25 protein-coding genes are annotated in these 25,557 nt (G+C 65.4%); 7 read left to right on the top strand and 18 right to left on the bottom strand.

Going from position 1 to position 25,557, the window contains the following annotated elements:
- Positions 1 to 136 precede the first annotated feature (136 nt).
- The 6 genes from AC6H42_RS02865 to queA form a co-directional block, all read right to left on the bottom strand.
- Positions 137 to 829 (bottom strand): helix-turn-helix transcriptional regulator, encoded by a 693-nt coding sequence (locus tag AC6H42_RS02865; protein ID WP_057152666.1) that lies wholly within the window; start codon positions 827 to 829, stop codon positions 137 to 139.
- Between the two features lie 76 nt (positions 830 to 905).
- On the bottom strand, positions 906 to 1,937 hold the full coding sequence (gene secF, locus AC6H42_RS02870; RefSeq protein ID WP_057152665.1) for a protein translocase subunit SecF: 1,032 nt from the start codon (positions 1,935 to 1,937) through the stop codon (positions 906 to 908).
- A gap of 21 nt (positions 1,938 to 1,958) precedes the next feature.
- Entirely contained in the window at positions 1,959 to 3,827 is a 1,869-nt protein-coding gene (secD, locus tag AC6H42_RS02875) for a protein translocase subunit SecD (RefSeq protein ID WP_057152664.1), read from the bottom strand.
- Between the two features lie 63 nt (positions 3,828 to 3,890).
- Positions 3,891 to 4,220 (bottom strand): preprotein translocase subunit YajC, encoded by a 330-nt coding sequence (gene yajC / locus AC6H42_RS02880; protein ID WP_025595760.1) that lies wholly within the window; start codon positions 4,218 to 4,220, stop codon positions 3,891 to 3,893.
- 117 nt (positions 4,221 to 4,337) lie between these two features.
- Positions 4,338 to 5,477, bottom strand: a complete 1,140-nt coding sequence (gene tgt, locus AC6H42_RS02885; protein WP_497547368.1) for a tRNA guanosine(34) transglycosylase Tgt — start codon at positions 5,475 to 5,477, stop codon at positions 4,338 to 4,340.
- A gap of 8 nt (positions 5,478 to 5,485) precedes the next feature.
- Positions 5,486 to 6,526 carry a tRNA preQ1(34) S-adenosylmethionine ribosyltransferase-isomerase QueA gene (gene queA / locus AC6H42_RS02890; protein WP_497547369.1) on the bottom strand — a complete coding sequence of 347 codons (1,041 nt, stop codon included), beginning with the start codon at positions 6,524 to 6,526 and terminating at the stop codon, positions 5,486 to 5,488.
- Positions 6,527 to 6,602: 76 nt separating this feature from the next.
- On the opposite strand from queA, the gene recG reads away from it, so the two are divergent.
- Positions 6,603 to 8,690 carry an ATP-dependent DNA helicase RecG gene (recG, locus tag AC6H42_RS02895; protein ID WP_057152658.1) on the top strand — a complete coding sequence of 696 codons (2,088 nt, stop codon included), beginning with the start codon at positions 6,603 to 6,605 and terminating at the stop codon, positions 8,688 to 8,690.
- A gap of 21 nt (positions 8,691 to 8,711) precedes the next feature.
- Here the strand turns inward: recG and AC6H42_RS02900 are convergent, their stop codons facing one another.
- Positions 8,712 to 9,008 carry a hypothetical protein gene (locus tag AC6H42_RS02900; protein WP_057152656.1) on the bottom strand — a complete coding sequence of 99 codons (297 nt, stop codon included), beginning with the start codon at positions 9,006 to 9,008 and terminating at the stop codon, positions 8,712 to 8,714.
- A 176-nt stretch (positions 9,009 to 9,184) separates the two neighbouring features.
- On the opposite strand from AC6H42_RS02900, the gene AC6H42_RS02905 reads away from it, so the two are divergent.
- The gene (locus AC6H42_RS02905; protein WP_497547370.1) at positions 9,185 to 10,213 is read left to right on the top strand and encodes a M23 family metallopeptidase; all 1,029 of its coding nucleotides are present in this window, start codon (positions 9,185 to 9,187) and stop codon (positions 10,211 to 10,213) included.
- Positions 10,214 to 10,287: 74 nt separating this feature from the next.
- Here the strand turns inward: AC6H42_RS02905 and AC6H42_RS02910 are convergent, their stop codons facing one another.
- From AC6H42_RS02910 to pyrC, 4 genes are read right to left on the bottom strand one after another with little or no spacing between them, the layout of a single operon-like run.
- Positions 10,288 to 11,505 carry an MFS transporter gene (locus AC6H42_RS02910; protein WP_497547371.1) on the bottom strand — a complete coding sequence of 406 codons (1,218 nt, stop codon included), beginning with the start codon at positions 11,503 to 11,505 and terminating at the stop codon, positions 10,288 to 10,290.
- A 39-nt stretch (positions 11,506 to 11,544) separates the two neighbouring features.
- Positions 11,545 to 12,534, bottom strand: a complete 990-nt coding sequence (locus AC6H42_RS02915; protein WP_497547372.1) for a Gfo/Idh/MocA family protein — start codon at positions 12,532 to 12,534, stop codon at positions 11,545 to 11,547.
- Positions 12,535 to 12,592: 58 nt separating this feature from the next.
- On the bottom strand, positions 12,593 to 13,417 hold the full coding sequence (locus AC6H42_RS02920; protein WP_497547373.1) for a DUF3025 domain-containing protein: 825 nt from the start codon (positions 13,415 to 13,417) through the stop codon (positions 12,593 to 12,595).
- 14 nt (positions 13,418 to 13,431) lie between these two features.
- Positions 13,432 to 14,481: a dihydroorotase gene (gene pyrC / locus AC6H42_RS02925; protein WP_497547374.1), complete on the bottom strand. Its 1,050-nt coding sequence runs from the start codon at positions 14,479 to 14,481 to the stop codon at positions 13,432 to 13,434.
- 126 nt (positions 14,482 to 14,607) lie between these two features.
- Here pyrC and AC6H42_RS02930 point away from each other — a divergent pair, with 126 nt between their 5' ends.
- On the top strand, positions 14,608 to 14,916 hold the full coding sequence (locus tag AC6H42_RS02930; RefSeq protein ID WP_082551439.1) for a type II toxin-antitoxin system Phd/YefM family antitoxin: 309 nt from the start codon (positions 14,608 to 14,610) through the stop codon (positions 14,914 to 14,916).
- Entirely contained in the window at positions 14,847 to 15,110 is a 264-nt protein-coding gene (locus tag AC6H42_RS02935) for a Txe/YoeB family addiction module toxin (RefSeq protein ID WP_057152644.1), read from the top strand. Before AC6H42_RS02930 ends, AC6H42_RS02935 begins: the two co-directional genes overlap by 70 nt.
- Here the strand turns inward: AC6H42_RS02935 and AC6H42_RS02940 are convergent, their stop codons facing one another.
- Genes AC6H42_RS02940 through AC6H42_RS02960 form a run of 5 tightly spaced genes read right to left on the bottom strand, consistent with a single transcriptional unit; the run spans position 15,111 to position 19,781 of the window.
- Positions 15,111 to 16,556 (bottom strand): amidohydrolase family protein, encoded by a 1,446-nt coding sequence (locus AC6H42_RS02940; protein WP_497547375.1) that lies wholly within the window; start codon positions 16,554 to 16,556, stop codon positions 15,111 to 15,113.
- A 33-nt stretch (positions 16,557 to 16,589) separates the two neighbouring features.
- Positions 16,590 to 17,282 carry an amino acid ABC transporter permease gene (locus AC6H42_RS02945; protein ID WP_057152642.1) on the bottom strand — a complete coding sequence of 231 codons (693 nt, stop codon included), beginning with the start codon at positions 17,280 to 17,282 and terminating at the stop codon, positions 16,590 to 16,592.
- A 1-nt stretch (position 17,283) separates the two neighbouring features.
- Positions 17,284 to 18,036 carry an amino acid ABC transporter permease gene (locus tag AC6H42_RS02950; protein WP_497547376.1) on the bottom strand — a complete coding sequence of 251 codons (753 nt, stop codon included), beginning with the start codon at positions 18,034 to 18,036 and terminating at the stop codon, positions 17,284 to 17,286.
- A gap of 21 nt (positions 18,037 to 18,057) precedes the next feature.
- Positions 18,058 to 19,005, bottom strand: a complete 948-nt coding sequence (locus tag AC6H42_RS02955; protein WP_057152638.1) for an amino acid ABC transporter substrate-binding protein — start codon at positions 19,003 to 19,005, stop codon at positions 18,058 to 18,060.
- 50 nt (positions 19,006 to 19,055) lie between these two features.
- Positions 19,056 to 19,781 carry an amino acid ABC transporter ATP-binding protein gene (locus AC6H42_RS02960; RefSeq protein ID WP_057152636.1) on the bottom strand — a complete coding sequence of 242 codons (726 nt, stop codon included), beginning with the start codon at positions 19,779 to 19,781 and terminating at the stop codon, positions 19,056 to 19,058.
- Positions 19,782 to 19,976: 195 nt separating this feature from the next.
- Here AC6H42_RS02960 and AC6H42_RS02965 point away from each other — a divergent pair, with 195 nt between their 5' ends.
- On the top strand, positions 19,977 to 21,236 hold the full coding sequence (locus tag AC6H42_RS02965; RefSeq protein ID WP_057152634.1) for a dicarboxylate/amino acid:cation symporter: 1,260 nt from the start codon (positions 19,977 to 19,979) through the stop codon (positions 21,234 to 21,236).
- A gap of 47 nt (positions 21,237 to 21,283) precedes the next feature.
- Here AC6H42_RS02965 and AC6H42_RS02970 read toward each other — a convergent pair whose 3' ends face one another.
- A complete protein-coding gene (locus AC6H42_RS02970) occupies positions 21,284 to 23,113 on the bottom strand; it encodes an ABCB family ABC transporter ATP-binding protein/permease (RefSeq protein ID WP_057152631.1) in 1,830 nt (609 codons plus the stop codon).
- 63 nt (positions 23,114 to 23,176) lie between these two features.
- Here AC6H42_RS02970 and AC6H42_RS02975 point away from each other — a divergent pair, with 63 nt between their 5' ends.
- Positions 23,177 to 23,638, top strand: a complete 462-nt coding sequence (locus AC6H42_RS02975) for an acyl-CoA thioesterase (RefSeq protein ID WP_057152629.1) — start codon at positions 23,177 to 23,179, stop codon at positions 23,636 to 23,638.
- 18 nt (positions 23,639 to 23,656) lie between these two features.
- Positions 23,657 to 25,321: an alkaline phosphatase D family protein gene (locus AC6H42_RS02980; protein ID WP_497547377.1), complete on the top strand. Its 1,665-nt coding sequence runs from the start codon at positions 23,657 to 23,659 to the stop codon at positions 25,319 to 25,321.
- Positions 25,322 to 25,360: 39 nt separating this feature from the next.
- Here AC6H42_RS02980 and AC6H42_RS02985 read toward each other — a convergent pair.
- Positions 25,361 to 25,557, bottom strand: a 197-nt coding sequence (locus tag AC6H42_RS02985; RefSeq protein WP_497547378.1) for an AMP-binding enzyme, incomplete at its 5' end; no start/stop codon positions are given.

Genomic DNA, 25,557 nt, shown 5'->3' on the forward strand with positions numbered 1-25,557 from the left:
GGGGAGCGGCGGGTGAAGTCCAAAACTAGGGATGTCCTGAAAGAGACGGTTCCACTATAAGCCCGGGGGGCCGCGCACTCTGTGCGCTGACTAACGCAATCGGCAACTGCGGCGGCAACTGCGCGGCCAACCGCGCCTAGCTCTCCTCCGTGATGCAGTTTTCCTCGCGCCAGGTCTTGAGCAGCGCGTGGCGCGGGGTCGGATAGCGTTCTGCAATGCTGTCGGCGGACCGGATGCGGTCCATGCGGAAATGGCGCAGCGCGCCGCGCATTTCACAGAACGCGGCCAGCAGGCGCCGGCCCTCGAAGTAGGCCAGCGCGAATGGCCATACCACGCGCTCGGAGGCGCGCCCCTGCTCGTCGCTGTAGCAGATGCGCAGCTTGTGCTGGCGCCGTATCGCCAGCCGCGCAGGCAGGATGTGCGGGTCTTCCTGCTGCTGGTTGAAGCCGATCGGCACCCACAAGCTGGTTTCGGCCATGTCGTCGCGCAGGTCTTTCGGCGTGGCGGTGGCGATCTTGGCCAGCGCGCTGGCGGCGGCACGGGCCAGGTCCGGGTCGCCCTGGCGCTTGACCCAGCGCGCACCCAGCACCAGCGCCTCCAGCTCGTCGGCGCCGAACATCAGCGGCGGCAGGAAGAAGCCGGCGCGCAGCAGGTAGCCCACGCCGGCCTCGCCTTCCAGCGGCGCGCCCAGCTCGGCCAGGGTCTGCATGTCGCGGTAGATGGTGCGCTCGGACACGCCCAGCTGCTCGGCCAGCACCGCCGCCGTCACCGGGCGCCGGCTGCCGCGCATGGCGTCCATCAGCTGGAATAGTCTTCCGGTACGGCTCATCGTGCATCCTTTGGTATTGCTGTATGAAAAATGCCGCCAGGCTTGCGCGTGGCGGCATTGTCGCGGGGCGGGAGTGTTACACCACAGCGCCGTCGGTTTCGTCCTTCTCCTTGATCGGCTTGATCAAGTCTTCGCGCTTCACGCCCAGCCACATGGCCACGGCGGCGGCCACGAACACCGACGAGTAAATGCCGAAGCAGATACCGATGGTCAGCGCGATGGCGAAGTAGTGCAGGGTCGGGCCGCCGAACAGCAGCATCGACAGCACCATCATCTGGGTGCAGCCGTGGGTGATGATGGTACGCGAGATGGTGGAGGTGATCGCGTTGTCGATCACTTCATGCACCGAGGCCTTGCGCTGCTTGCGGAAATTTTCGCGGATACGGTCGAAAATAACCACCGACTCGTTGACCGAGTAGCCCAGCACCGCCAGCACCGCCGCCAGTACCGTCAGCGAGAATTCCCAGCCGAAGTAGGCGAAGAAGCCCAGGATGATGACCACGTCGTGCAAGTTCGCGATAATCGCCGCCACCGCGTATTTCCACTCGAAGCGCACGGCCAGGTAGATCATCACGCCGACGATCACCATCACCAGCGCGTTCAGGCCGTTCTGGGCCAGCTCGTCGCCCACCTGCGGGCCGACGAATTCCACCTTGTTCAGCTGCACGGTCTCGGCGCCGGCCGCGTCCACGCAAGCGTTCTTGGCGATCTGCTCGCCCTTGGCGGAGACGGTCTCCATGCGCTTGATGCTGCCGCTGTCGGCCTTGCACAGCGCCTCGAACACCTTCTGCGACGCGTTGGCCGTGTCGGTGCCCTTGGCGCCCTGCACGATCGGCAGTTTCAGCATCACGTCGCGCGCGGTGCCGAAGCTGGTCACTTCAGGGTGCTCGTAGCCCAGGCCCTGCACGGTGGCGCGGATGCCTTCCAGGTTGGCAGCGTGCGGGTACTTCACTTCCATCACGGTGCCGCCCTTGAACTCGATCGACAGGTTCAGGCCCTTGTGCAGCAGGAAGAAGACAGCCGCCACGAACGTCAGCGCCGACACCACGTTGAAGATCAACGCGTGGCGCATGAAGGGGATGTCTTTTCTAATGCGGAAAAATTCCATGTTGTTCTACCTTCTGTACGGTTATTTCGACTGGCCTGGAACCCAGACCGTGCCGATAGCGATGGACTGCAGCTTCTTCTTGCGGCCGTACCACAGGTTGACCACGCCGCGCGACACGAAGACGGCGGAGAACATCGAGGTCAGGATGCCCAGGCAGTGCACCACGGCGAAGCCGCGCACGGCGCCCGAACCGAACACCAGCAGCGCCAGGCCGACGATCAGGGTGGTGACGTTGGAGTCCAGGATGGTGGCGAAGGCGCGGTCGAAGCCGGCCGCGATGGCGGCCTGCGGCGATGCGCCGGCGCGCAGCTCCTCGCGGATGCGTTCGTTGATCAGCACGTTGGCGTCGATCGCCATGCCCAGCGCCAGCGCGATAGCGGCGATGCCCGGCAGGGTCAGCGTGGCCTGCATCATGGACAGCAGCGCGATCAGCAGCAGCAGGTTGACGCCCAGCGCCAGCACGCTGAAGAAGCCGAACATCATGTAGTAGGCGATCATGAACACGGCGATGGCGGCAAAGCCGTACACCATGGACAGCTGGCCCTTCTTGATGTTCTCGGCGCCCAGCGCAGGGCCGACGGTGCGTTCTTCGATCACGGTCATCGGTGCGTACAGCGCGCCGGAGCGCAGCAGCAGCGCCAGCTCGGCCGAGTTCTCGGCGTTGCCCATGCCGGTGATCTGGAAGCTGCTGCCCAGTTCACTCTGGATGGTGGCCACCGACAGCACTTCCGGCTTGCCCTTCTGTTCGTACAGCACGATGGCCATTTTCTTGCCCACGCGTTCACGGGTGGCTTCACGCATCTTGCGGCCGCCGTCGCCGTTCAGGTCGATCGACACGGCAGGCTGCTGGTTCTGGTCGAAGCTGGCGGTGGCGCGCGAGATGTAGTCGCCGCTCAGCACGATGTCCTTGTACAGCACCACGGGCACGTTCTTGCCGACGGTGAACAGCTCGGAATTGAACGGAACGGCCGCCTGCAGTTCGGTGCCGGGGGTGATGCTTTCGTCTACCATGCGCACTTCCAGCGTGGCGGTGCGGCCGATGATGGCCTTGGCGCGCGCCACATCCTGCACGCCGGGCAGCTGGACCACGATGCGGTCCGGGCCCTGCTGCTGGATCACCGGCTCGGACACGCCCAGTTCATTGACGCGCTTGGACAGCGTGGCGATGTTCTGGCGCACGCCGTTGTCCATTGCGTCCTTCAGGGCGGCCGGCTTCAGGCTCAGCGTGAGCAGCAGGTCGGCGCCGTCGCTGCCGTCGGCCATGGTCAGGTCCTGCTGCTGGTCGGCGATGGCGGCCCTGGCGGCGGTGCGGGTGGCCGCGTCGCGGAACTTCACCTCGACGGTGTTGCCCTTGCGCTCGATGCCGGCGTGGCGGATGTTCTTGTCACGCAGCTGGCTGCGCACAGCGGTCTGGATGCCTTGCACGCGCTTGTCCAGCGCGGCCTGCACGTCCACCTGCATCAGGAAGTGCACGCCGCCGCGCAAGTCCAGGCCCAGGTACATCGGCAGCGCGCGGATGCTTTGCATCCAGGCCGGCGTGTTGGCCGTCAGGTTGTTGGTGACGATGTAGGTCGGGTCGTTCGGGTCCGGGTTCAGGGCGCGTTCCAGCGACAGCTTGGCCTTGAACTGGGTGTCGGTGTCGTTGAAGCGCACGCGCACCGAGACGCGGTTGCCGGCGCCATCCAGGGTCACGGCTTCATGCGCCAGTTTCTCCTGTTTGAGCAGGCTGTCCACGCGGGCGCTCAGCTCGCTGGTGACCTTGACGGTGGACTTGCCGCTGGTGACCTGCAGTGCGGGGGATTCGCCGAAATAGTTCGGCGCCGTATACAGTGCGCCCAGCAGCACGGTAATGGCGATGATGATGTACTTCCAGACAGGATAGCGATTCATATATTCTGCGTTCCAGGAGAGACTCAAACGGGCCGCGTATGCTGGATAGGCGGCCCGTGGTGATTACAGCGCTTTCAGCGTGCCCTTAGGCAGCAGCGTGGTGATCGATGGCTTCTGCACCACGATCTCGGTGCCGGCGGCCACTTCCAGGGTCACGTAGACGTCGGTCACTTTCGAAACCTTGCCCAGGATGCCGCCGGCGGTGACGACTTCGTCGCCCTTGGCCAGTGCGTCCATCATCGCTTTCTGTTCCTTGGCGCGCTTTTGCTGAGGACGGATCATCAGGAAATACATGACCACGAACATCAGGACCAGCGGCAGGAAGCTGGTGAGGTTGCCGCCCAGGCCGAGTGCGTCTGTAGGGGCTTGAGCGTAGGCATTGGAAATGAACACAGGGAACTCCAGTAGTTATATTAGTTTGAAAAAATAGCGCTGTATTCTAGCATTGGCCGGTCCGGGCTAGACGTTTCCACCATGTGGGGCCGGTAAATGTTTTTGCAAGCTTGCCGCTTAGACTCCGCGCGCCCGGTCGGCATGGAATTGCGTCACCCAGGCCGGGAATCGGTCCTCGTCCAGCGCCTCGCGCATCTGGCGCATGATGTCGAGGTAGTAATGCAGGTTGTGGATGGTGTTCAGGCGCGCACCGAGGATTTCCTGCGAGCGGTGCAAGTGGTGCAGGTAGGCGCGCGAGAAGTTGCGGCAGGCGTAGCAGGCGCAGGTTTCGTCCAGCGGCTGCGTATCTTCCTTGTAGCGCGCGTTCTTGATCTTGACGTCGCCGAAGCGGGTGAAGATCCAGCCGTTGCGCGCATTGCGGGTCGGCATCACGCAGTCGAACATGTCGACACCGTTCGACACGCCGGCCACCAGGTCTTCCGGCGTGCCCACCCCCATCAGGTAGTGCGGCTTGTTGGGCGGCAGGCGCGGGCCGACGTGGGCCAGCACGCGCATCATGTCTTCCTTCGGCTCGCCCACCGACAGGCCGCCGATGGCCAGGCCGGGGAAGTCGATCTCTTCCAGCTTGGCCAGCGATTCGTCGCGCAGGTTCTCGAACATGCCGCCCTGGACGATGCCGAACAGCGCGTTCGGGTTCTCGCCGCGGTTGAACTCGTCCATGGAGCGCTGCGCCCAGCGCAGCGACATGCGCATCGACTTGGCCGCTTCGTCCACGGTGGCCGGACGGCCCTGGATTTCATACGGCGTGCATTCGTCGAACTGCATCACGATGTCCGAATTCAGCACGCGCTGGATCTGCATCGAGATTTCCGGCGACAGGAACAGCTTGTCGCCGTTGATGGGCGAATTGAAGTGCACGCCCTCTTCCGTGATCTTGCGCATGTCGCCCAGCGAAAACACCTGGAAGCCGCCCGAGTCGGTCAGGATGGGCTTGTCCCAGCCCATGAAGCCGTGCAGGCCGCCGAACTTGGACATCACGTCGTTGCCGGGGCGCAGCCACAGGTGGAAGGTGTTGCCCAGGATGATCTGGGCACCGATTTCCTTCAGTTCCAGCGGCGACATGGCTTTCACCGAGCCGTAGGTGCCGACCGGCATGAAGATCGGCGTCTGCACTTCGCCATGGTTCAGTTTCACGGTGCCGCGGCGGGCCTTGGTCAAGCCGGTGGTATCGGTCTTGATGAGTTTAAATTCCAGCATGGTTTTCCTTATTGTGCCCGGGACTGCGTCGTCAGCAGCATCGCGTCCCCGTAGCTGAAGAAGCGGTATTCGTTGGCGATCGCGTGGGCGTAAGCCTGGCGGATCTCTTCAAAGCCTGCGAAGGCCGACACCAGCATCAGCAGGGTCGACTTCGGCAGGTGGAAATTGGTGATCAGGCGGGTGACCGACCTGAACCGGTAGCCCGGGGTGATGAACAGGGCCGTGTCGGCGCTGCCGGCTTCGATCCGGCCGCTCTGCGAGGCCGATTCCAGCGCGCGCAGGCTGGTGGTGCCCACGGCGACGACGTCGCGGCCGGCGGCGCGGGTGGCGCGCACCGCGTCCACGGTGGCCTGCGGCATGGTATACCACTCGGTGTGCATCTTGTGCTCGGCCAGGTTTTCGGTGCGCACCGGCTGGAAAGTGCCGGCGCCCACGTGCAGCGTGACGTAGGCGAAATTGACGCCCTTGTCGCGCAGCTTTTGCAGCAGCGCTTCGTCGAAATGCAGGCCGGCGGTGGGCGCGGCCACGGCGCCCGGCACCTTGTTGAACACGGTCTGGTAGCGGGTTTCGTCGAACTCGTCGGCGGCGTGCTCGATGTAGGGCGGCAGCGGCAGGCGGCCGTGCGCTTCGATCAGCTCGAACACGTCATCCTCGAAGTGCAGGGTGTAGAACTCGCCGGCGCGCTCGCCGACGGTGACGTCGAAGGCGTCGGCCAGGCGGATCTTCACGCCGGGGCCGGGCGACTTGGAGGCGCGCACCTGGGCCAGCACGGTGCGGGTGTCGAGCACGCGCTCGACCAGCGCCTCGACCTTGCCGCCGCTGTCCTTGACGCCGAAGAAGCGGGCTTTCAGCACGCGGGTGTCGTTCATCACCAGCAGGTCGCCGGCCTGGAGCTGGTCCAGGATATCGGTGAACTGGCGGTCGTGCAGCGCGAGCGCCGCGCCTTGTCCATCCACGTGCAGCAGGCGCGATGCGCTGCGGTCCGGCAGCGGAAATTGCGCTATGCGCTCCTGTGGCAAGTTAAAATCGAAATCTGATAGAGAATACATGACGCACTTCTGAAACTGTTGGGCAACCCTCTATTTTACGCTAGTAGACGGAAGCACCTGCGAATTTGCCTAACCTATGCCCGTACCGACGCAAAAACCTGTCAAGAAAGCACCCGCCAAGGGCGGCAAGCTCACCGCCGCCAACGCCGAAGCCAAGCTCGCCAAACTGGGCCTGCGCACCGATATGGACCTGGTGCTGCACCTGCCCATGCGCTACGAGGACGAAACCCAGGTGTTCACCATCGCCGACGCCTGCCTGCGCGGCGGGCAGACCTGGCAGGTGGAGGGCGTGGTGACCAGGAACGAAATCACCTTCAAGCCGCGGCGCCAGCTGCTGGTGCACATCGCCGACGAGACCGGCGACATCCAGCTGCGCTTCATGAACTTCTACGGCAGCCAGGTCAAGCAGCTGGCCGAAGGCACGCGGGTACGGGCAAGGGGCGAAGTAAAGCACGGTTTCTTCGGCGCCGAGATGGTGCATCCGGTATACAAGGTAATCAACGAAGGCGCGCCGCTGCCCACCGCGCTCACGCCGGTTTACCCGTCCGGCGAAGGCCTGCCGCAGTACTTCCTGCGGCGCGCCATCACCGAGGCCATGAAGCGCGTGGACTGGACCGACACCCTGCCTGCTGAGCTGGTGCGGCGCATGCACCTGAGCGACTTCGAGCCGGCCGTGCGCCTGCTGCACTCGCCCACGCCGGAAGTGGACGAGCACGCGCTGATGGACCGCTCGCACCCGGCCTGGACGCGGGTGAAATTCGACGAACTGCTGGCGCAGCAGCTGTCGCTGAAACGCGCACAGCAGGCGCGCCGCTCCAAGGGCGCGGCCGCGCTGAAGAAGGTGGGCCAGTTATCGACAGCCTTCCAGGCCGCGCTGCCGTTCAAGCTGACCGGCGCCCAGCAGCGCGTGCTGGACGAGATCCGCGCCGACCTGCGCCAGCAGTATCCGATGCAGCGCCTGCTGCAGGGCGACGTGGGCGCCGGCAAGACCGTGGTGGCCGCGCTGGCTGCGGCGCAAGCCATCGACAGCGGCTACCAGGCCGCGCTGATGGCGCCCACCGAGATCCTGGCCGACCAGCACTTCCGCAAGATCGCCGCGTGGATGGAGCCGCTGGGCGTGAGGGTGGTGTGGCTGACGGGCAGCCTGAAGAAGAAGGAAAAGACGCTGGCCACCGAACTGGTGGAGTCCGGCGAGGCGCGGCTGGTGATCGGCACCCACGCGCTGATCCAGGACACGGTGCAGTTCGAGAACCTGGGCCTGGTGATCGTGGACGAGCAGCACCGCTTCGGCGTGGGCCAGCGCCTCACCCTGCGCAACAAGGGCAACACGGGCGCCATTCCGCACCAGCTGATGATGTCGGCCACGCCAATTCCGCGCACCCTGGCGATGACCTACTACGCCGACCTGGAAGTGTCGGTGATCGACGAGCTGCCGCCGGGCCGCACGCCCATCGTCACGCGCGCCATCGACCAGAACCGGCGCGACGAAGTGGTGGCGCGCGTGCACGCGGCGGCGCTGGAGGGGCGGCAGGTGTACTGGGTTTGCCCGCTGATCGAGGAATCCGAAGCGCTGCAGCTGCAAACCGCCACCGAGACCCACCAGTTGCTGGCCGAAGCGCTGCCGGACCTGAACGTGGGCCTGGTGCACGGCCGCCTGAAGCCGGCCGAGAAGCAGGCCATCATGGACGCCTTCAGCGCCAATCAGATGCAGGTGCTGGTGGCCACCACCGTGATCGAGGTGGGCGTGGACGTGCCGAACGCCTCGCTGATGGTGATCGAACACGCCGAGCGCTTCGGCCTGTCTCAGCTGCACCAGCTGCGCGGGCGCGTGGGGCGCGGCTCGGCGGCCAGCGTGTGCCTGCTGCTGTACCAAAGCCCGCTGGGCCAGATCGCAAGGCAGCGCCTGATGACGATGCGCGAGACCACCGACGGCTTCGAGATCGCACGGCGCGACCTGGAGATACGCGGCCCCGGCGAATTCCTCGGCTCGCGCCAGAGCGGCCAGGCCATGCTGCGCTTCGCCGACCTGGAGACCGACGGCTGGCTGGTGGACCAGGCGCGCGACGCCGCCCACGCCCTGCTGCACGATCCGGCCAGCGCGGAAACCGTGGCAACCCATCTGGAGCGCTGGCTCGGCGGCCGCGAAGAGTTCCTGAAAGTGTAGCCTAGCCGTGCGCCAGGATGGCTAGCTCGCCACGGCCAGCCACAGCGGGCTGCCTGGCAAGTGTGCCAGGTTGCTCTGCCAGGCCGGACTCAGTTTCGTCAGCCAAGCCAGCGCCGCCTGGGTCCGGGACGCATCCTCCACCGTTTCGCCCGGCCAGGAGAGGGTCGAACTGCCGGTCAGCGCAGCGTCGCCCTTGGGCGCGAGTGGATGCGGCACCTTCATCTCGGACAGCACGCGCACCGCGCGCTCCTCTTCACTACTGAGCTGCGGCAAGGCGATACCGCAGATTTTGATCAGCGCGAAGAAGATCAGGCTCATTGTGAGGCACAGGCTGGAACAGTATTTGCCGCTGACGGCGGCGCAACCGGCCGGCGGGGCGTGTGTACCAAGCCCGCTGGGCCAAGTCGCCAAGCGGTGGCTGATGACGCCGACAGAGTTGCAGTAATTGCATGAAGTTGCGCGATGGAACGGGGTGTGCGAAACTCGCCCACCTAATGCGCACACTCTCCACCTCCATCCTGTCCCTGGCCGTCGCTGCAGCCTGTTTGCAACTGGCGAAGCCCGCGCATGCCGACCAGCAGTACGTGGCAGGCCCCGTCACACCTGCGGTAGCTGTGGCCGCGCCATCCGCGCCTACGCCTGCAACGCCGGCGCACGCACCGGCGGCCGCTGCGGCTGCTGCATCGACGTCGCCGGCGCCAGCGGCGACGGCAGCGGCCGGGGCTACCGCCACCGCATCAGCAAGTTCCACGCTGGGCGTGACGGTGGTGACGGCAGTGGGAACGACAGCTGGCGCCATGCTGGGCGCGATGCTGGGTCCGAAACCAGCGCCGGCGCCGGTGGCGGCGACGCCTGAAACTGGAACAGCCGCAGCAGAGAAGCCGAAATCCAGGTGGCTGTGGCCGCTGGAAAGCGCCAAAGCCCGCGTCAGCAGCTTCTTCGGCGCGCTGCGCGGCCGGCGCGCCCACGGCGGCGTCGACATCTCCACCCCGGTCGGCACGCCCGTCAAGGCAACCGACAGTGGCGTGGTGGTGGCATCCACCAACCGCTACCTGGGCGACAAGAAGTACGGCGAAGTGGTGGTGATCGAGCACTTGAACGGCTTCAAATCGCTGTACGCACACCTGAACACGCGCGACGTGAAGGTCGGCGACGAAGTGAAGGCCGGCCAGTCTATCGGCCAGTCCGGCCAAACCGGCCACTCAACCGGCCCGCACCTGCACCTGGAAGCGTTCTACAACGGCGCCCGCACCGACCCGGGGCATCTGCTGGCGGGCCTGGAAGACATCGCGCTGCCGTCGGCGCTGAACGCCAAGCAGTACACCTCGACCGACGGCAGCTTTGTCACCAAAGCGCCCTACGTGGCGCCCGCGAAGGCAGGAAAGGCCGGGAAAACAGGCAAGACTGGCAAGACAGAGAAGAGCTCCAGCAAAGCCAATGCGGGCAATACCGGCAAAGCGGCGCCTCAGAAGCACATCAAGAAGCGCGCGCCCAAGTCCAGCAAGAATTCCGGCCGCAAGTAGGCCAGGAACACCAGCGCCAGCACGCCCGCCATTGCCGCACGTATCAGCCAGACCTTCATGCTGCCCTCCCGCGCCTACGCAGGCTTGAGCGCGCCGCGCGCCAGCGGACGCTCGTCCACCGGCAGATTGGCCAGCCCCGCCATCACGCCCAGCGCAATCGCAATGCCCCACACCACGTTGTAATTGCCCTGCAAGGCGAACAGGTAGCCTCCCAGCCACACGCCGAGGAAACTGCCGATCTGGTGCGAGAAGAACACCACGCCAGCCAGCATGGACATGTGCTTGACGCCGAAGATGCCCGCGATAACGCCGTTGGTGAGCGGCACCGTGGACAGCCAGATGAAGCCCATGGCCGCCGCGAACAGGTACACCGACATGGAAGACAGGGGCGCCAGCAGGAACAACCCGATCACGATGGAGCGGATGAAGTAGATCCCCGACAGCAGGTAGCGTTTGGGCACCATGCCGCCCCACTTGCCGGCGTAGTAGGAACCGAAGATGTTGAACAGGCCGATCAGCGCCAGCGCCATCACGGCCAGCCTGGGGTCCGCCATGCCCTTGTCCTTCAGGTAGGCCGGCAGGTGCACCGCGATGAACACCACCTGGAAGCCGCACACGAAATAGCCCGCCACCAGGAACAGGAAGGAACGGTTGCGCATCGCTTCGCCGAAGGCATCGCCGATGCTCTGGTGCGCGGCGCCGGCCGGCGCCACCGGCGGCTCGCGCAGGAAGAAGGCCATCGGCACCATGGCGATGATGACCGCCGCCGCCAGCATGTAGAAGGCGCCCTGCCAGCCGATCGACGAAATCAGGTACTGCTCCAGCGGCATCATGAGGAACTGGCCGAAGGAACTGGCGGCGCCGGACACGCCGAAGGCCCACGAACGCCGCTCCACCGGCGCCACGCGGCCGATGATGCCGCTGACCGCGCCGAACGCGGTGCAGGACAGCCCGAGGCCGATGAATACGCCGGAGCCGGCGATGAACAGCGTGGGCTGCGTGACCACCGCCATCCACACCAGGCCAGCCATGTAGCTGAGCGCGCCGACCAGCACCACGCGCATGGTGCCGAAGCGGTCCGCCGCCATGCCGGCGAAGGGACCGAAAGCGCCCCACAACAGGTTCTGCAGGGCCAGCGCCAGCGAATAGGTTTCGCGGGTCCAGCCGTTGGCTTCCGAGATGGGCTGCATCCAGAAGCCGAAACCGTGGCGCACGCCCATGGCCAAAGTCAGCACCACGCCGCTGGCCAGCAGCACGGATTTGAGCGTCGGTACGCGGTCTGATGTGAACATGGCGTGGCTCCTGGTTTTTATGGTTTGTTGTTGATGCGGTTACGACGCGTCGGCGCTGTAGCGCACGCCGATCTGGGCGCGCATGGTGTCGAGGATGCCCATCAGGGCGATGCTCTCGTCGAGCGGCATAACCGGGCTCTCCAGCAGACCGGCGCGCAGGCAGCGCACCACTTCGGCCGCCTCGTGCGGGTAGCCGTTGCCGCTGCGCGGAATGAGCAGCTCGGTCTTGCTGCCATCGGCCAGTTCCACCGTCAGCGAATTGGTGTAGTGGAAGCGCGAGTTCAGCCGCACATGGCCCTTGTCGCCGGAGATGGTCAGTTCGCACGGCGTGCGGGCGCGCAGGCTGGACAGGCAGGAGGACACGGCGCCGCTTTCATGCTTGAGCGTGAACGCGGCCTGCACGTCGACACCGGTGGCGCCCAGTTCGCCCTGCGCCTGCACCGAGGCGACCGGCCCGAGGAAATAGGCCGACAGCGACAGCGGGTAGATGCCCAGGTCGAGCAGCGAGCCGCCACCCAGCTCGGGGTTGAACAGGCGGTGCTCAGGGCCGGCGTCCGAGGCGAAGCCGAAGTCCGCGGTGACGCCGGCGGGCTTGCCGATGTCGCCGCTGTCCACGATGCGCTTGGCTTCCACGATGGCCGGCATGAATCGGCTCCACATGGCTTCCATCATGAACAGCTTTTTCTCGCGCGCGAGGGCGACGATTTCTTCGGCCTGGCGGCGGTTCACGGTGAACGATTTTTCCACCAGCAGCGCCTTGCCGGCGTTCAGGCACATGATGGCATTCTCGTAGTGCATGGGGTGCGGGGTGGCGATGTAGATGACGTCCACGTGCGGGTCGTCGGCCAGCGCCTGGTAGCTGGCGTGGCGGCGCTTTACGCCGTATTGCGCGCCGAACTCGTCCGCGCTTTCCTGCGTGCGCGATGCTACCGCTACCAGTTCGGCGCCGGGGGTGTCGCGCAGGCCTTCCGCCATTGCCTTGGCGATTTTTCCCGTGCCCAGTATGCCCCAGCGGATTGCCTTGTCCATCGTTTCTTTCGCTTTCTGCCGCACGGGCGGCGCTGCGGCGGGTCAGGCGCGTTCCGCGCTAACCCGCCCTACGGGTTGCATGTTGACGCTTCGGGCGGAAGACCGCGGCGTCGCTATAGAATTCTTCGTCCTGCTGCGGCCACCAGCCCGGCACGCCGAGCACCGGCAGCGGGGTGAAGGAGGCCTTGCTCAATCCTTCGTCCTGCAGTTGCCGCGCCACTTCCGCGTCCAGCCAGGCATGCTGGGCGGCGCGGTCGAGCGCGAAGTAGCCTTCGTCCGCCATCACCACGCGGGTGTGGGCGGTGATGGCCTTGTACGGCGCCACCAGTTTTTCCATCAGCGCGTGGCCGAACAGCCAGACCTGTGCCTGCCCTTCGCCGAACAGCGCGCGCCGGCCGACAAACGCCGTGCGCCAGTCGTGGCCGCGCAGCGCCTGCACCAGCGCCCTGCCCTGCTGCGTGTCGTGTACCACCAGCAGCGCGGCGTTCTCGTCGAACAGCGTGGCGGCGTCGCGCGCCGGTCCGCGCGATTTGCCGACGCCGTCCTGCGCGATCTGCGCGGCCTGCAAGGCGTTCAGCTGGCGCTTGATGCGCGGGAAGCTGAGCCACACCAGGGCGTTGAAAAAGTCGTGCAGGTTTTCGCGCGTGGGCACGCCGCCCGTGGCGCCGATGAACTCCTCGTAGGCCACGCCTTCCGGCAGCGCGCTTTGCGGCACGAACGCCAGCGGCAGCCCTTGATGATTGCACAATTCGCGCGCGCCCGCTTGCGCGTTGAAGAAGGGGATGATGCTGGCCGCGCCGAAGTCGCTGTCGACACGCGCCGCCGCAGCAGCGGCGCGCACCGAGTGGTACCAGGGACGCGCCCAGTCGATTGCTGCAAACACGCTAGTAGCCAGCCTTACGCCATCTTCCAATTGATGGTTTCGCCCGCGTTCAGCGGCACCACCTCCAGCTCGCCCAGCGGCAGCGTAGCCGGCAGCGTCCACTGCTCGCGGCGCAGGGTGATGGTGCCGGCGTTCGGCTCCAGGTTGTAAAAGGCCGGGCCGTTCAGGCTGGCGAACGCTTCCAGCTTGTCCAGCGCGCCGGCGCGCTCGAAGGCCTCGGCGTACATTTCCATCGCGTGCAGCGCGGTGTAGCAGCCGGCGCAGCCGCAGGCGTGTTCCTTGGCGCCCTGCGCGTGCGGCGCGGAGTCGGTGCCGAGGAAAAAGCGCTCGTCGCCGCTGGTGGCGGCCGTCATCAGCGCCAGGCGGTGCTCTTCGCGCTTCAGGATCGGCAGGCAGTAGTAGTGCGGGCGGATGCCGCCCTTGAAGATCTCGTTGCGGTTGTACAGCAAGTGGTGCGCGGTGATGGTGGCGGCGATCGGGCCTTCCGCTTCAGCCACGTATTCTGCCGCCTGGCGGGTGGTGATGTGCTCGAACACCACTTTCAGCTCCGGGAAGTCCTTGCGCAGCGGGCGCATCACGCGTTCGATGAAGACCGCTTCACGATCGAACACGTCCACTTCCGGATCGGTCACTTCCCCATGCACCAGGAAAGGCAGATCCAGTTCCTGCATCACTTCCAGCGTCTTGTAGCAGTTTTTCAGGTCGGTCACGCCGGCGTCGGAGTTGGTGGTGGCGCCGGCCGGGTACAGCTTCACGGCGTGCACGACACCGCTGTCGACGGCGCGGCGGATCTCGTCCGGGTCGGTATTGTTGGTCAGGTACAGCGTCATCAAAGGCTGGAAGCTCATGCCTTCCGGCAGCGCGGCCAGGATGCGGCTGCGGTAGGCCTCGGCGGCGGCCACGGTGGTGACCGGCGGCTTCAGGTTGGGCATGACGATGGCGCGGCCGAACTGGCGCGCGCTGTGCGGCAGCACGCTGGCCATGGTGGCGCCGTCGCGCAGGTGCAAATGCCAGTCGTCTGGGCGGATGATGGTGATGCTGTCAGGGGTTGCAATGTTGGACATGGCGGCTGCTCTCAGTGAGGAATGCCGCCATTTTACCCTCTGCGCCCGGCATGACGCACAGTTGCGCAGACCGTTTGACAGGGCATCGCCAGTGGCGTGCCGTGAAATCCTACGTGGAGGCTACTCATGGATACGATTTCCGCCAGCGACGCCAGCGCCCGTCTTCATAGCTTGATTGATGAAACGGCAAGCAATCATACGCCGGTCACCATTACCGGGCCAAACGGCAGCGCCGTGCTCGTTTCGGCCGAGGACTGGGCCGCAGTACAGGAAACCCTTTTCGTCCTGTCCGTGCCGGGCATGCGCGAGTCCATACGCGCAGGAATGGCCGAGCCGTTGGAAAACAGCAGCGAGGAACTAAGCTGGTGCGCTGGCGCCTGGTTTTTACCAGGCAGGCGCAGAAAGATGCGCAAAAAATCGCCGCCGCTGGCTTAAAAGACAAGGCGCATGTCCTGCTCGACATCCTGGCGTCAGATCCCCTTGCCACTCCGCCGCGCTACGAAAAACTTGTCGGCGATCTGGCGGGCACCTATTCCGGGCGCATCAATATTCATCACCGGCTGGTCTACGAAATCATCGCGGACCGAAAGACGGTCCGCGTCCTGCGCATGTGGTCACATTACGAATGACTACTTCGCGTCCTGTGCGGCCACCCAGGCTTTCACGTCTGCCAACATCTTGTCGAGCGCGGCGCGGTCGTACGCGGTGCCGCGGCTGACCACCATGCGGACCTTGCGGGTGGCGGCGATGTCCAGCAGCGGGTCCGCGTCCAGCACCAGCAGGTCGGCGGCTTTGCCTTCCGCTACGCTGCCATAGCGGTCCAATTTGCCCAGGAAACGCGGGCCGGCGATGACGGCGCTCTGCAGCGCCTGCGCCGGCGTCAGGCCGTATTTCACGTACAGGCCGATTTCGTCGTGCAGCGCCTGGCCGGGATAGTCGAACGAGTTCAGGAAGCCGGCGTCGGTGCCGGCCACGATGCTGACCCCTTCCTGCGCCAGGATGGGCAGCAGCGCGGCGGATTTCTCGAACAGGGCGTGGCGCAGGGCGACCGCTTCCGGGCCGTCCTTGGCGGCGCGCTGCACGCGCCAGTCGTAGGTGGCGCGCAGGCCTTTGCCGATGTATTGCAGGTAGGCGTCCTTGCCGTGGTCGTTCTTGTCGAGATAGGCGGTGACGTAGGAACCGTACAGCGTGGGCACGATGGCCGTGCCGGCGGCGGCCATGCGCTTGAAGGCGGCGCGCGCGGCCGCTTCGTCGTAGCTTTCCAGGCTCAGCTTCATGGCGTCCCGGCTGGTCAGCTTGCCTTCGGCCACCTGCGCCGTCAGCTCGGCCTCGCGCGGAGTGGCTGCGCGCAGCAGGTAGGACTGGTGTTCCACCGTGCCCAGGCCGGCGTTGAACATGGTGTCCAGCGTGAGCTGCACCGGCACGTGGCCGGAGGTGCGCATGCCGCGCTGCCTGGCCTGCTTCAGCGCTTCCAGGTACAGCGCCGGCGTGAGCGTGTTTTCGGTGATCTTCACGAAGTCCACCTTCTGGCCCTGCAGCTGGTCCAGCGCGGCGCTCACTTCCGCCGGGTTGCCGACTTCGATGGTGCCCTTCCACAGCGGCTTGATGCCCTCCAGCTTCTGGCCGGAGGTGAAGATGGTGGGGCCGCTCATCTTGCCCGCGGCGACTTGCGCGCGCCAGTCCAGCACCGTGCCGGCCAGGTCGCCCGAGCAGTCGCGCACGGCGGTGATGCCGTGCGCCAGGTAGAGCGGCATCAGCTGCTTGTTTTCTTCGATCAGTTCCGGCCCGCCGCCGAAGTGCACATGGGTGTCCCACAGGCCGGGCATCAGGTATTTGCCCGGCAAGCGGATGGTCTTCTTCGGTGCGTAGTTCTTCAGCGCTTTGTCGTCCACCACGGCCAGGATGGTGTCGCCCTTGAGCACCACGGACTTGCCTTTGACGGCCTTGCCGGCTGCGACGTCGATCAGCGTAGCCTGGGTCAGCACCAGGTCGGCCGCGATCTTGTCGGTGGCGTGTGCGCTATGGAGCAGGCCGAGCGTAAACAGCGCGGCGGAGAGGGTTTTCATCGACGGCATGGCAGTGTCCCTGGAAATTCGAGTGCGCGCATATTACCGGATGATGGCCACTTTGCGCTGCAGCTTGCGCACCAGCCAGGACAGCAGGCTGCACGCCGCGAAATACACTACCGCCACGAACAAGTACATTTCCACCAGCCTGCCGTCGCGCTGCGCCACCTTGCTGGCGGCGCCGACGAAGTCCGCCACCGACAATACGTACACCAGCGACACGTCCTGGAACAGCACGATGGTCTGGGTGAGCAGCACCGGCAGCATGTTGCGGAAGGCCTGCGGCAGGATCACATGGCCCATCACCTGCCAGTAGCCCATGCCCAGCGCCTGCGCCGCCAGCATCTGCCCGCGCGCCACGGACTGTATGCCGCCGCGCATGATCTCGCAGTAGTAGGCGGCCTGGAACAGGATGAAGGTGATCAGCGCCGACCAGAATGCGCCCACCTTGACCGGCTCGGGCGAGCCGATGATCCAGGCGCCGATGTAGGGCACCAGGAAGTAGAACCAGAAGATCACCAGCACCAGCGGCACGGCGCGCATCAGGTTCACATAGCCGGACGCCAGCAGCGACAGCACCGGGTTGGAAGACAGGCGCCCCAGCGCCAGCAGGGTGCCCAGCACCACGCCGCCCAGCATGGCGAACACGGTGAGCTCCAGCGTAAACAGCATGCCGACCTGGAACAGGTAGACCCAGGAGCGGGCGATAACGTCGAAGTCGAAGCCGGCGAACATGTCAGCGCACCCCGCCGGACTGGAAAGTGCCGGGCAGCGCCAGCTTGCGCTCGAGCAGATGCATCAGACCCACCACGACGATGTTGACGGTGACGTAGATCAGCGTGGCGGCGGAAAACGCCTCGAACACCTGGAAGGAGAACTCCTGGATGGCGCGCGCGCTGGCGGTCAGCTCGGTCAGGCCGATGGTCAGCGCGATGGAGCTGTTCTTGATGATGTTGAGGAATTCGCTGGTGAGCGGCGGCAGGATGACGCGGAAGGCCAGCGGCAGCAGCACGTAGCGGTAGGCCTGCCAGCGCGACAGGCCGAGCGCCAGCGCCGCCGTGCCCTGCCCTCCCGACAGCGACTCGATGCCGGCAGTGACCTGCACCGCCACCCGCGCCGAGGTGTAGAAGCCGAGCGAGATGACGGCCGTGACGAAGGGCGCGTTCGGCAGCGCCTTGAGCCAGGCGCCGGTGTCGGCCGGCACCAGTTCGGGCATGACGAAGTACCACAGGAACATCTGCACCAGCAGCGGCACGTTGCGGAACAGTTCGATATAGGCGGTGCCAAGGCGGCGCAGCACGGCGCCGGCGCGGGTGTCGGGCAAGGTGCGCGCGGTGCCGATCAATACGCCCAGCGCCAGCGCCATGATCCAGCCGCACAGCGACGCGGCCAGCGTCCATTGCAGGCCGTCAACCAGCGTTTCCCAGTAGGTGTGGACGCCGTCCGGCGACTCATCCCAGAAGATGCGCCAGTTCCAGTTGTAGTTCATGCTGCGGCCGCCGGCGCCGGCTTATTTCGGTTTCTTCCTGGCGGCGGCCTGCTGCGCGGCCGGCACCGCCGCATAGGCGGCCGGATCGGGCGAATCGGTCGGCTTGGCCAGCACGGCCTGCAGCTGCGGCGGCATGGGGAAATTGAGATTGATGCCCTTGGGCGGGATGGGCGACATGAACCACTTGTCGTACACCTTCTTGAAGTCCTCGCTCTGGTAGAAGCGCGCCAGGGTGGCGTCCACCAGCTGCTTGAAGGCCGGATCCTCGCGGCGCAGCATGATGCCGTACGGTTCGACCGACAGCGCCTCCCTGGTGATCTCGTAATCGCCCGGATTCTTGGCGGCGGCCACTTGCGCGGCCAGCAGGATGTCGTCGTTGGCCTGCGCCACCGCGCGGCCGGTCTCCAGCATCAGGAACGACTCCGGGTGGTCCTTGCCGACCAGGATGGTCATGCCGAGGCCCATTTCGTTGTTCAGGATGGTCAGCTGCTTCTGGGTGGTGGTGCCGGCGGTGACCACCAGCGGCTTGCCCTTCATGTCGGCCAGGCTCTTGATGCCCGAGGATTTCTTCACCAGCAGCTTGTTGGCCACCACGAACATGGTGGGCGCGAAGGCAACCTGCTTCTGGCGTTCGGCGTTGTTGGTGGCGGAGCCGCATTCGAGGTCGATGGTGCCGTTGGCCATGAGCGGGATGCGGTTGGCCGGCGTGACCGGGTTCATCGTCACCTTCACCGACGTCATGCCCAGCTGCTTCTGCGCGGCGGTGACGATCTTCATGCACAGGTCGACCGAATAGCCGATGTACTGCTGCTTGTCGTCCAGGTAGGAGAATGGCACCGAGCCGTCGCGCACGCCCAGCGTGATGGTGCCGGTGCGCTTGATCTTGGCCAGGGTGCCGGTGAGTTCCTGCGCCGCCGCCGTAGCGGTGGCCATGCACATGAAGATAGCCAGCAGTGATTTCAACGTCATGATTCCTCCGGTAAGAAGTTCAACAACGTGATGCCCGATTCCGAAATGGCCTAGTGAATAATACGCGCCAAAAAGTCCTTTGCCCGTTCGGAGCGCGGCGCGCCGAAGAATTCGTCCTTCGAGCAGTCCTCCAGGATATGGCCCTTGTCCATGAATACTACCCGGTTGGCCACCTTTTTCGCAAAGCCCATTTCGTGCGTGACCACCATCATGGTCATGCCTTCCTGCGCCAGGCCCACCATCACGTCCAGCACTTCATTGATCATTTCCGGGTCCAGCGCCGATGTGGGCTCGTCGAACAGCATGGCGATCGGGTCCATCGACAAGGCGCGCGCAATGGCCACGCGCTGCTGCTGGCCGCCGGACAGCTGGTTGGGGAATTTGTCCTGCTGCGCCAGCAGGCCGACGCGGTCCAGGTATTTCAGGCCGCGCTCATTGGCTTCGTCCTTGCTGCGGCCCAGCACCTTGACCTGTCCCAGCGTGAGGTTCTCGCGCACGGAGAGGTGCGGGAACAGCTCGAAATTCTGGAACACCATGCCGATGCGCGCGCGCAGCGCCGGCAGGTCGGTGCCCTTGGCGCCGACGGAGGTGCCATCGACGATGATTTCGCCCTCCTGGAACGGTTCCAGGCCGTTGACGGTCTTGATCAGCGTGGATTTCCCCGAGCCGGAAGGTCCGCAAATCACCATGACATCGCCCTTGGCCACCTCGGTGCTGCAGTCGGTGAGCACCTGGAACTGGCCGTACCATTTATTGAGTTTTTTTATGGCTATCATTTTTTGCGTTTAAAATTCGGCCCGCAAACTGTTTATTTCACGCGATGTATGCCTCGTGACACAGTTGCTTGACACGCTACTGGGCCGCAAGGATACTGCGACACTTGCTCAGTTATTGATCACACAAACAACATTCTACCGGCCATTTACCCAATGGCGCGCAGTTTAGAGACACTACCACAGGAAACCCCGCCTATGAAAACACGCAATAATTTGACAACCTACATCATGGTTAGCCTGGTGCTAGGCATCATCGTGGGGTATTTCGCCAACGTCGGCCTGGCCAATCCTGGCAGCTTTGCCGAGTATATGTCTTATCTGACCACCATCTTCCTGCGTTTGATCAAGATGATCATCGCTCCGCTGGTGTTTGCCACCCTGGTGGTAGGTATCGCGCGCATGGGCGACGCCAAGGAAGTGGGCCGCATCGGCCTGAAGACGCTGGGCTGGTTCTTCATCGCCTCCGTCATGTCGCTGCTGCTGGGCCTCGTCATGGTCAACATCTTCCGCCCGGGCGACGCCCTGGTGGGCCACCTGCCGGCGGTCACCACGCCATCCGGCATCGCTGCCACCGGCCTGTCGCTGAAAGAGTTCATCACCCACCTGGTGCCGGCCTCCATCATCGACGGCATGGCCAAGAATGAAATCCTGCAGATCGTGATCTTCTCGCTGTTCTTCGGCACCGCCGCCGCCGCGGTGGGCGTGAAGGCTGAACCGCTGGTGGACGCGGTCGACGGCCTGGCCCACATCATGCTGAAGGTGACCGGCTATGTGATGAACTTCGCACCGGTGGCCGTGTTCGCGGCCGTGGCAGGCACCATCGCCAAGAGCGGCGTGGGCGTGCTGGGCACCTATGGCGTGTTCATGGCCGAGTTCTACCTGAGCATCGGCATCCTGTGGGGCCTGCTGATCTTCGCCGGTTTCATCTTCCTGGGCCGCCGCATCTTCGCCCTGATGAACGAAATGAAGGGCCCGGCCCTGCTGGCCTTCTCCTGCGCCTCGAGCGAAGCGGCCTATCCGAAAACGCTGGAAGGTCTGGAGCGTTTCGGCGTGCGCAACCGCATCGCCTCCTTCGTGCTGCCGATCGGCTATTCCTTCAACCTGGATGGCTCGATGATGTACTGCACCTTCGCCACCGTGTTCATCGCGCAGGCTTACGGCATTGAACTGTCGATGGCCACGCAGCTGACCATGATGGCCGTGCTGATGCTGACCTCCAAGGGTATTGCCGGCGTGCCGCGCGCTTCGCTGGTGGTGATCGCCGCCACCCTGGGCCAGTTCAACATCCCTGAAGCCGGCCTGCTGCTGCTGCTCGGTATCGACCACTTCCTGGACATGGCGCGCTCCGCCACCAACGTGATCGGCAACAGCGTGGCCGCCGCCGTGGTGGCCAAGTGGGAGGGCGAACTGGTTGCCCCGCTGGACAAGGAACTGTCGGATTCGCCGCTGCCGTAATCTTCGGCACGGACCTAAAAAAGGCTTCCCTCGGGAAGCCTTTTTTTTTACTCTACTTCTTCTTCCACCTTGGCCTGCTGGCGCTGCCACATCTGCGCATACAGCCCGTCCGCCGCCAGCAGCGACTGGTGCGTGCCGCGCTCCACGATGCGGCCATGGTCGAGCACAATGATCTGCTCCGCGTCCACCACCGTCGACAGGCGGTGCGCAATGACCATGGTGGTGCGGTGCCTGGCAATCTCTTTGAGCTGGGCCTGGATGGCCTGCTCGGCCTTCGAGTCCAGCGCGGAGGTGGCTTCATCGAAGATCAGGATGGCCGGGTTCTTCAGCAGGGTGCGCGCGATGGCCACGCGCTGCTTCTCGCCGCCGGACAGTTTCAGGCCGCGCTCGCCCACCATGGTGGCGTAGCCGTCCGGCAGGCTGGCGATGAAGTCGTGGATCGACGCCGCCTTGGCAGCGGCCACGATGTCCTCCTTGCTGGAGCCGGGCTTGCCGTAGGCGATGTTGTACTCGATGGTGTCGTTGAACAGCACCGTGTCCTGCGGTACGATGCCGATCGCGTGGCGCAGCGAATCCTGCGTCACCGCGCGCAGGTCCTGGCCGTCGATGGTGATGGCGCCCTGGTTCACTTCATAGAAGCGATACAGCAGGCGCGACAGGGTGGACTTGCCCGAACCGCTGTGCCCCACCACCGCCGTGGTGGTGCCGGCCGCGATGGTGAAGTCGACGTCGAACAGGATCTGCCGCTTGGACTCGTAGCTGAAGTCCACGTGCGCGAAACGCAGCTGCGCGCCCTGGGTGTGCAGCGGCTTGGCGTCCGGTGCGTCCGCCACTTCGCGGTTCTGGTCCAGCAGCGAGAACAGGCGCTCCATGTCGGCCAGGCTTTGCTTGATCTCGCGGTAGATCACACCCAGGAAATTGAGCGGGATGTAGAGCTGGATCATGAAGGCATTCACCAGCACCAGGTCGCCCAGGGTCATCTTGCCGTCGATGACGCCTTGCGTGGCGCGCCACAGGATCAGCGTGACAGCGGTGGCAATAATCAGCGACTGGCCGGTGTTCAGGAAGGACAGCGAGGTCTGCGACTTCACCGCAGCCGACTCGAAGCGCTGCAGGCCCTCGTCGTAACGCCTGGCCTCGTAGTCCTCGTTGCCGAAGTACTTCACGGTTTCGTAGTTGATCAGCGAATCGATGGCCTTGGTGTTGGCCTTGGAATCGAGGTCGTTCATGGTGCGGCGGAAGTGCGTGCGCCAGTCGGTGACCGTGATGGTGAACACGATATAGGACACCAGCGCCACGAAGGTGATGGCGCTGAACCAGATGTCGTAATGCGTAACGAGGTAGGCCAGCACCAGCGAAATCTCCACCAGCGTGGGCAGGATGTTGAACAGCGTGTACGAGATCAGCGAACCGACGCCGCGCGTGCCGCGCTCGATGTCGCGCGTCATGCCGCCGGTCTGGCGGTTCAGGTGGAAGCGCAGCGACAGCGAGTGCAAATGGCGGAACACCTTGAGCGCGATGGTGCGCACGGCGCGCTGCGTCACGCGCGCGAACAGGAACTCGCGCAGCTCGGTGAACACCGTGGTCGACAGGCGCAGCAGGCCGTAAGCCACCAGGGCGCCGAGCGGCAGCACCAGCAGCGCGTGCGGGTGCGACGGCGAAATGGTCATCTCGTCCACCAGCTTTTTCAGCACCACCGGCACGCCCACGTTGGCCATCTTGGCACCGATCAGGCAAAGCAGCGCGGCCAGCACGCGCCATTTATAGACCCACAGGTAGGGAATCAGGGTCTTCAGGGTGGCCATGTCGCTGCGCGGCGGCTTGCCGGCGGCGTCTGGAGCGGGTGGCGGTGGGGGCGAGGTGGCTGAGCGGCGCATGGCGAAACGGGGCTTCCGTGGTTTACAATCAGTCCCAATTGTAGCCCTTACCGAGACATCACGATGACCACGCCCGAAAACACCACCACTGCGGCCGTTGCAGCTGCCGCGCCCCAGGCGCCGGAACGGCAAGGCCTGCCGCCGGGGAAAATGCCCGAACTGCGCGTCATGCCCGCCCCGTCCGACGCCAACGTCTACGGCGACGTGTTCGGCGGCTGGATCATGGCGCAGGTGGACATCGCCGGCTCGCTGCCCGCCACGCGGCGCGCCAATGGCCGCGTGGCCACCGTGGCGGTGAACTCCTTTGTGTTCAAAAACCCCGTCTTCGTCGGCGATCTGCTGTCCTTCTACGCCGACATCATCAAGGTCGGCAACACTTCCATCACCGTGAACGTGGAAGTGTACGCGGAGCGCAACCGCCTGCAGGCGTGCACCGTCAAGGTAACCGAAGCCACGCTGACCTACGTCGCCACCGGCCCGGACCGCAAGCCGCGCCAGGTGCCGCCGCTGGAAACGCTGCTGTAAGCGCGACGTCGCCCGCGCATGGAGCCAGGACGCCGCATCCTCCTGCTGAGCGGAGCCCGTCTATCGGCGCTCGCCGCGATGGCCGCCGCCGGCGCCACACTCGCCGGCAGCGAGCCGGCGCGCGGACAGCCAGGTGGACAGGCGCGCGCCCGCGGCGGCGCCGGGCAGCCCAGCCCGGGCGCCCTGAACGGCGCCGGCTACCCCTTCTCCCTCGGCGTGGCCTCCGGCTCGCCGCTGCCCACATCCGTGGTGCTGTGGACCCGCATCCTGTACGACCCGTTCAACGCGGCCGCCATGCCGCCGCTGGCCATGGCCGTGCGCTGGGAAGTGGCGCACGACGAAGCCTTCCGCAGCATTGCCGCCAGGGGCAGCGCGCTGGCCGCCCCCGAACTGGCGCACAGCGTGCATGTGGACGTGGCCGGGCTGGAGCCCGGCCGCTGGTACTGGTACCGCTTCATGCTGGGCGACGCCGTCAGCCCGGTGGGCCGCACCCGCACCGCGCCCGCGCCGGACAGTATGCCGGCCGCGCTCAAGCTGGCCGTGGCCTCCTGCCAGCACTGGGAGTTCGGCAGCTACGCCGCGCACCGCCACATCGCCGCCGCCGCGCCCGACCTGGTGGCCTTCCTCGGCGACTACATCTACGAATGGGGCGCCTACCAGCGCCAGCATCCCGGCCGTGCCGTGCGCTCGGACGAAAGCTACACGCTGGAGCAGTACCGCGCCCGCTACGCGCAATACAAAAGCGACGCCGACCTGCAGGCCGCGCACCGCGCCGCGCCGTGGATACTCACCTGGGACGACCACGAAGTGGCCAACGACTACGCCGCCGACCGCGACGAGCGACTGTCCGCCACCTTCGCCGCGCGCCGCGCCGCCGCCTACCAGGCCTACTACGAGCACCAGCCGATCCGCCTCACGCTGCAGGGCGGCGGCTACGGCACGCTGCGCATGCACCAGCGCTACGACTGGGGCCGGCTGGCGCGCTTCCACGTGCTCGACAACCGCCAGCACCGCGCGCCGCAAGCCTGCACTGTCGGGCGCGGCGGCTCCAGCTCGGTCTACTGGCGCGCCTGCGCCGAGCTGCGCGACCCGGCGCGCGAAATGCTGGGCCGCGGACAGCAGCGCTGGCTGGAACAGGGGCTGAAGGAGTCGACGGCGCGCTGGAACATCCTGGCGCAGCAAACCCTGATGGCCGGCGGCAGCCAGGTGCCGCTGGTGAACGGCGAGGCAGGCCGCTACTGGACCGACGGCTGGGACGGCTACCCGGCGGCGCGCCAGCGCCTGTACGACGCGCTGCAGGGCAGCGGCGCGGCCAACCCGCTGGTGCTGTCCGGCGACGTGCACACCTTCTACGCCGCCGAGCTCACGCGCGACGGCCGCCGTCCCGCCGGCGCCGGCAACCCCGTGCTGGCGACCGAGTTCTGCGGCACCTCCATCACCTCCGGCTCGCGCGCGCAGGCGCGCACGCTGCAATACGTCGACATGAACCCGCAGCTCAAATACGGCCGCAGCGACAAGCGCGGCTACATGCTGTTCGACATCGGCCCCGAGCGCAGCCGCGTGCAGTTCCTGGGCCTGGACGACGTGCGCAACCCCGCCAGCCCCATCGCCACCCTTGCCAGCTTCACCGTTCCGAACAGCAAAATGGGGTCAGGGTTAATTAAAAGTGCAACTTTTAATTAACCCTGACCCCATTTTGCGGGGGTGAAACTATTCAGGTCTTCAGGCGGCTTGCTTTTCGTCACGCAGCTGGCGACGCAGGATTTTGCCGACGTTGGTTTTCGGCAGCTCGTCGCGGAACTCGATGTATTTCGGCTTCTTGTAGGCGGTCAGTTCGTGCTTGCAGAATTCCTGGATGGCTTCGGCGGTCAGGTTGGGGTCTTTGCGCACCACGAACAGCTTGACCGCTTCGCCGGAAT

This window comes from Massilia sp. NBRC 108631, from assembly GCF_059704565.1.

Excerpts from the sequence above, each read along its gene's own strand:
- secD (WP_057152664.1), bottom strand. The coding sequence starts at position 3,827 with ATGAATCGCTATCCTGTCTGGAAGTACATCATCATCGCCATTACCGTG.
- AC6H42_RS02980 (WP_497547377.1), top strand. The coding sequence starts at position 23,657 with ATGGAGCCAGGACGCCGCATCCTCCTGCTGAGCGGAGCCCGTCTATCG.
- secF (WP_057152665.1), bottom strand. The coding sequence starts at position 1,937 with ATGGAATTTTTCCGCATTAGAAAAGACATCCCCTTCATGCGCCACGCG.
- AC6H42_RS02970 (WP_057152631.1), bottom strand. The coding sequence starts at position 23,113 with ATGCGCCGCTCAGCCACCTCGCCCCCACCGCCACCCGCTCCAGACGCC.
- AC6H42_RS02900 (WP_057152656.1), bottom strand. The coding sequence starts at position 9,008 with ATGAGCCTGATCTTCTTCGCGCTGATCAAAATCTGCGGTATCGCCTTG.
- AC6H42_RS02950 (WP_497547376.1), bottom strand. The coding sequence starts at position 18,036 with ATGAACTACAACTGGAACTGGCGCATCTTCTGGGATGAGTCGCCGGAC.
- AC6H42_RS02905 (WP_497547370.1), top strand. The coding sequence starts at position 9,185 with ATGCGCACACTCTCCACCTCCATCCTGTCCCTGGCCGTCGCTGCAGCC.
- recG (WP_057152658.1), top strand. The coding sequence starts at position 6,603 with ATGCCCGTACCGACGCAAAAACCTGTCAAGAAAGCACCCGCCAAGGGC.
- AC6H42_RS02975 (WP_057152629.1), top strand. The coding sequence starts at position 23,177 with ATGACCACGCCCGAAAACACCACCACTGCGGCCGTTGCAGCTGCCGCG.
- AC6H42_RS02940 (WP_497547375.1), bottom strand. The coding sequence starts at position 16,556 with ATGCCGTCGATGAAAACCCTCTCCGCCGCGCTGTTTACGCTCGGCCTG.
- AC6H42_RS02955 (WP_057152638.1), bottom strand. The coding sequence starts at position 19,005 with ATGACGTTGAAATCACTGCTGGCTATCTTCATGTGCATGGCCACCGCT.
- AC6H42_RS02865 (WP_057152666.1), bottom strand. The coding sequence starts at position 829 with ATGAGCCGTACCGGAAGACTATTCCAGCTGATGGACGCCATGCGCGGC.
- tgt (WP_497547368.1), bottom strand. The coding sequence starts at position 5,477 with ATGCTGGAATTTAAACTCATCAAGACCGATACCACCGGCTTGACCAAG.
- pyrC (WP_497547374.1), bottom strand. The coding sequence starts at position 14,481 with ATGTCCAACATTGCAACCCCTGACAGCATCACCATCATCCGCCCAGAC.
- AC6H42_RS02930 (WP_082551439.1), top strand. The coding sequence starts at position 14,608 with ATGGATACGATTTCCGCCAGCGACGCCAGCGCCCGTCTTCATAGCTTG.
- AC6H42_RS02965 (WP_057152634.1), top strand. The coding sequence starts at position 19,977 with ATGAAAACACGCAATAATTTGACAACCTACATCATGGTTAGCCTGGTG.
- queA (WP_497547369.1), bottom strand. The coding sequence starts at position 6,526 with ATGTATTCTCTATCAGATTTCGATTTTAACTTGCCACAGGAGCGCATA.
- AC6H42_RS02960 (WP_057152636.1), bottom strand. The coding sequence starts at position 19,781 with ATGATAGCCATAAAAAAACTCAATAAATGGTACGGCCAGTTCCAGGTG.
- AC6H42_RS02945 (WP_057152642.1), bottom strand. The coding sequence starts at position 17,282 with ATGTTCGCCGGCTTCGACTTCGACGTTATCGCCCGCTCCTGGGTCTAC.
- AC6H42_RS02915 (WP_497547372.1), bottom strand. The coding sequence starts at position 12,534 with ATGGACAAGGCAATCCGCTGGGGCATACTGGGCACGGGAAAAATCGCC.
- AC6H42_RS02910 (WP_497547371.1), bottom strand. The coding sequence starts at position 11,505 with ATGTTCACATCAGACCGCGTACCGACGCTCAAATCCGTGCTGCTGGCC.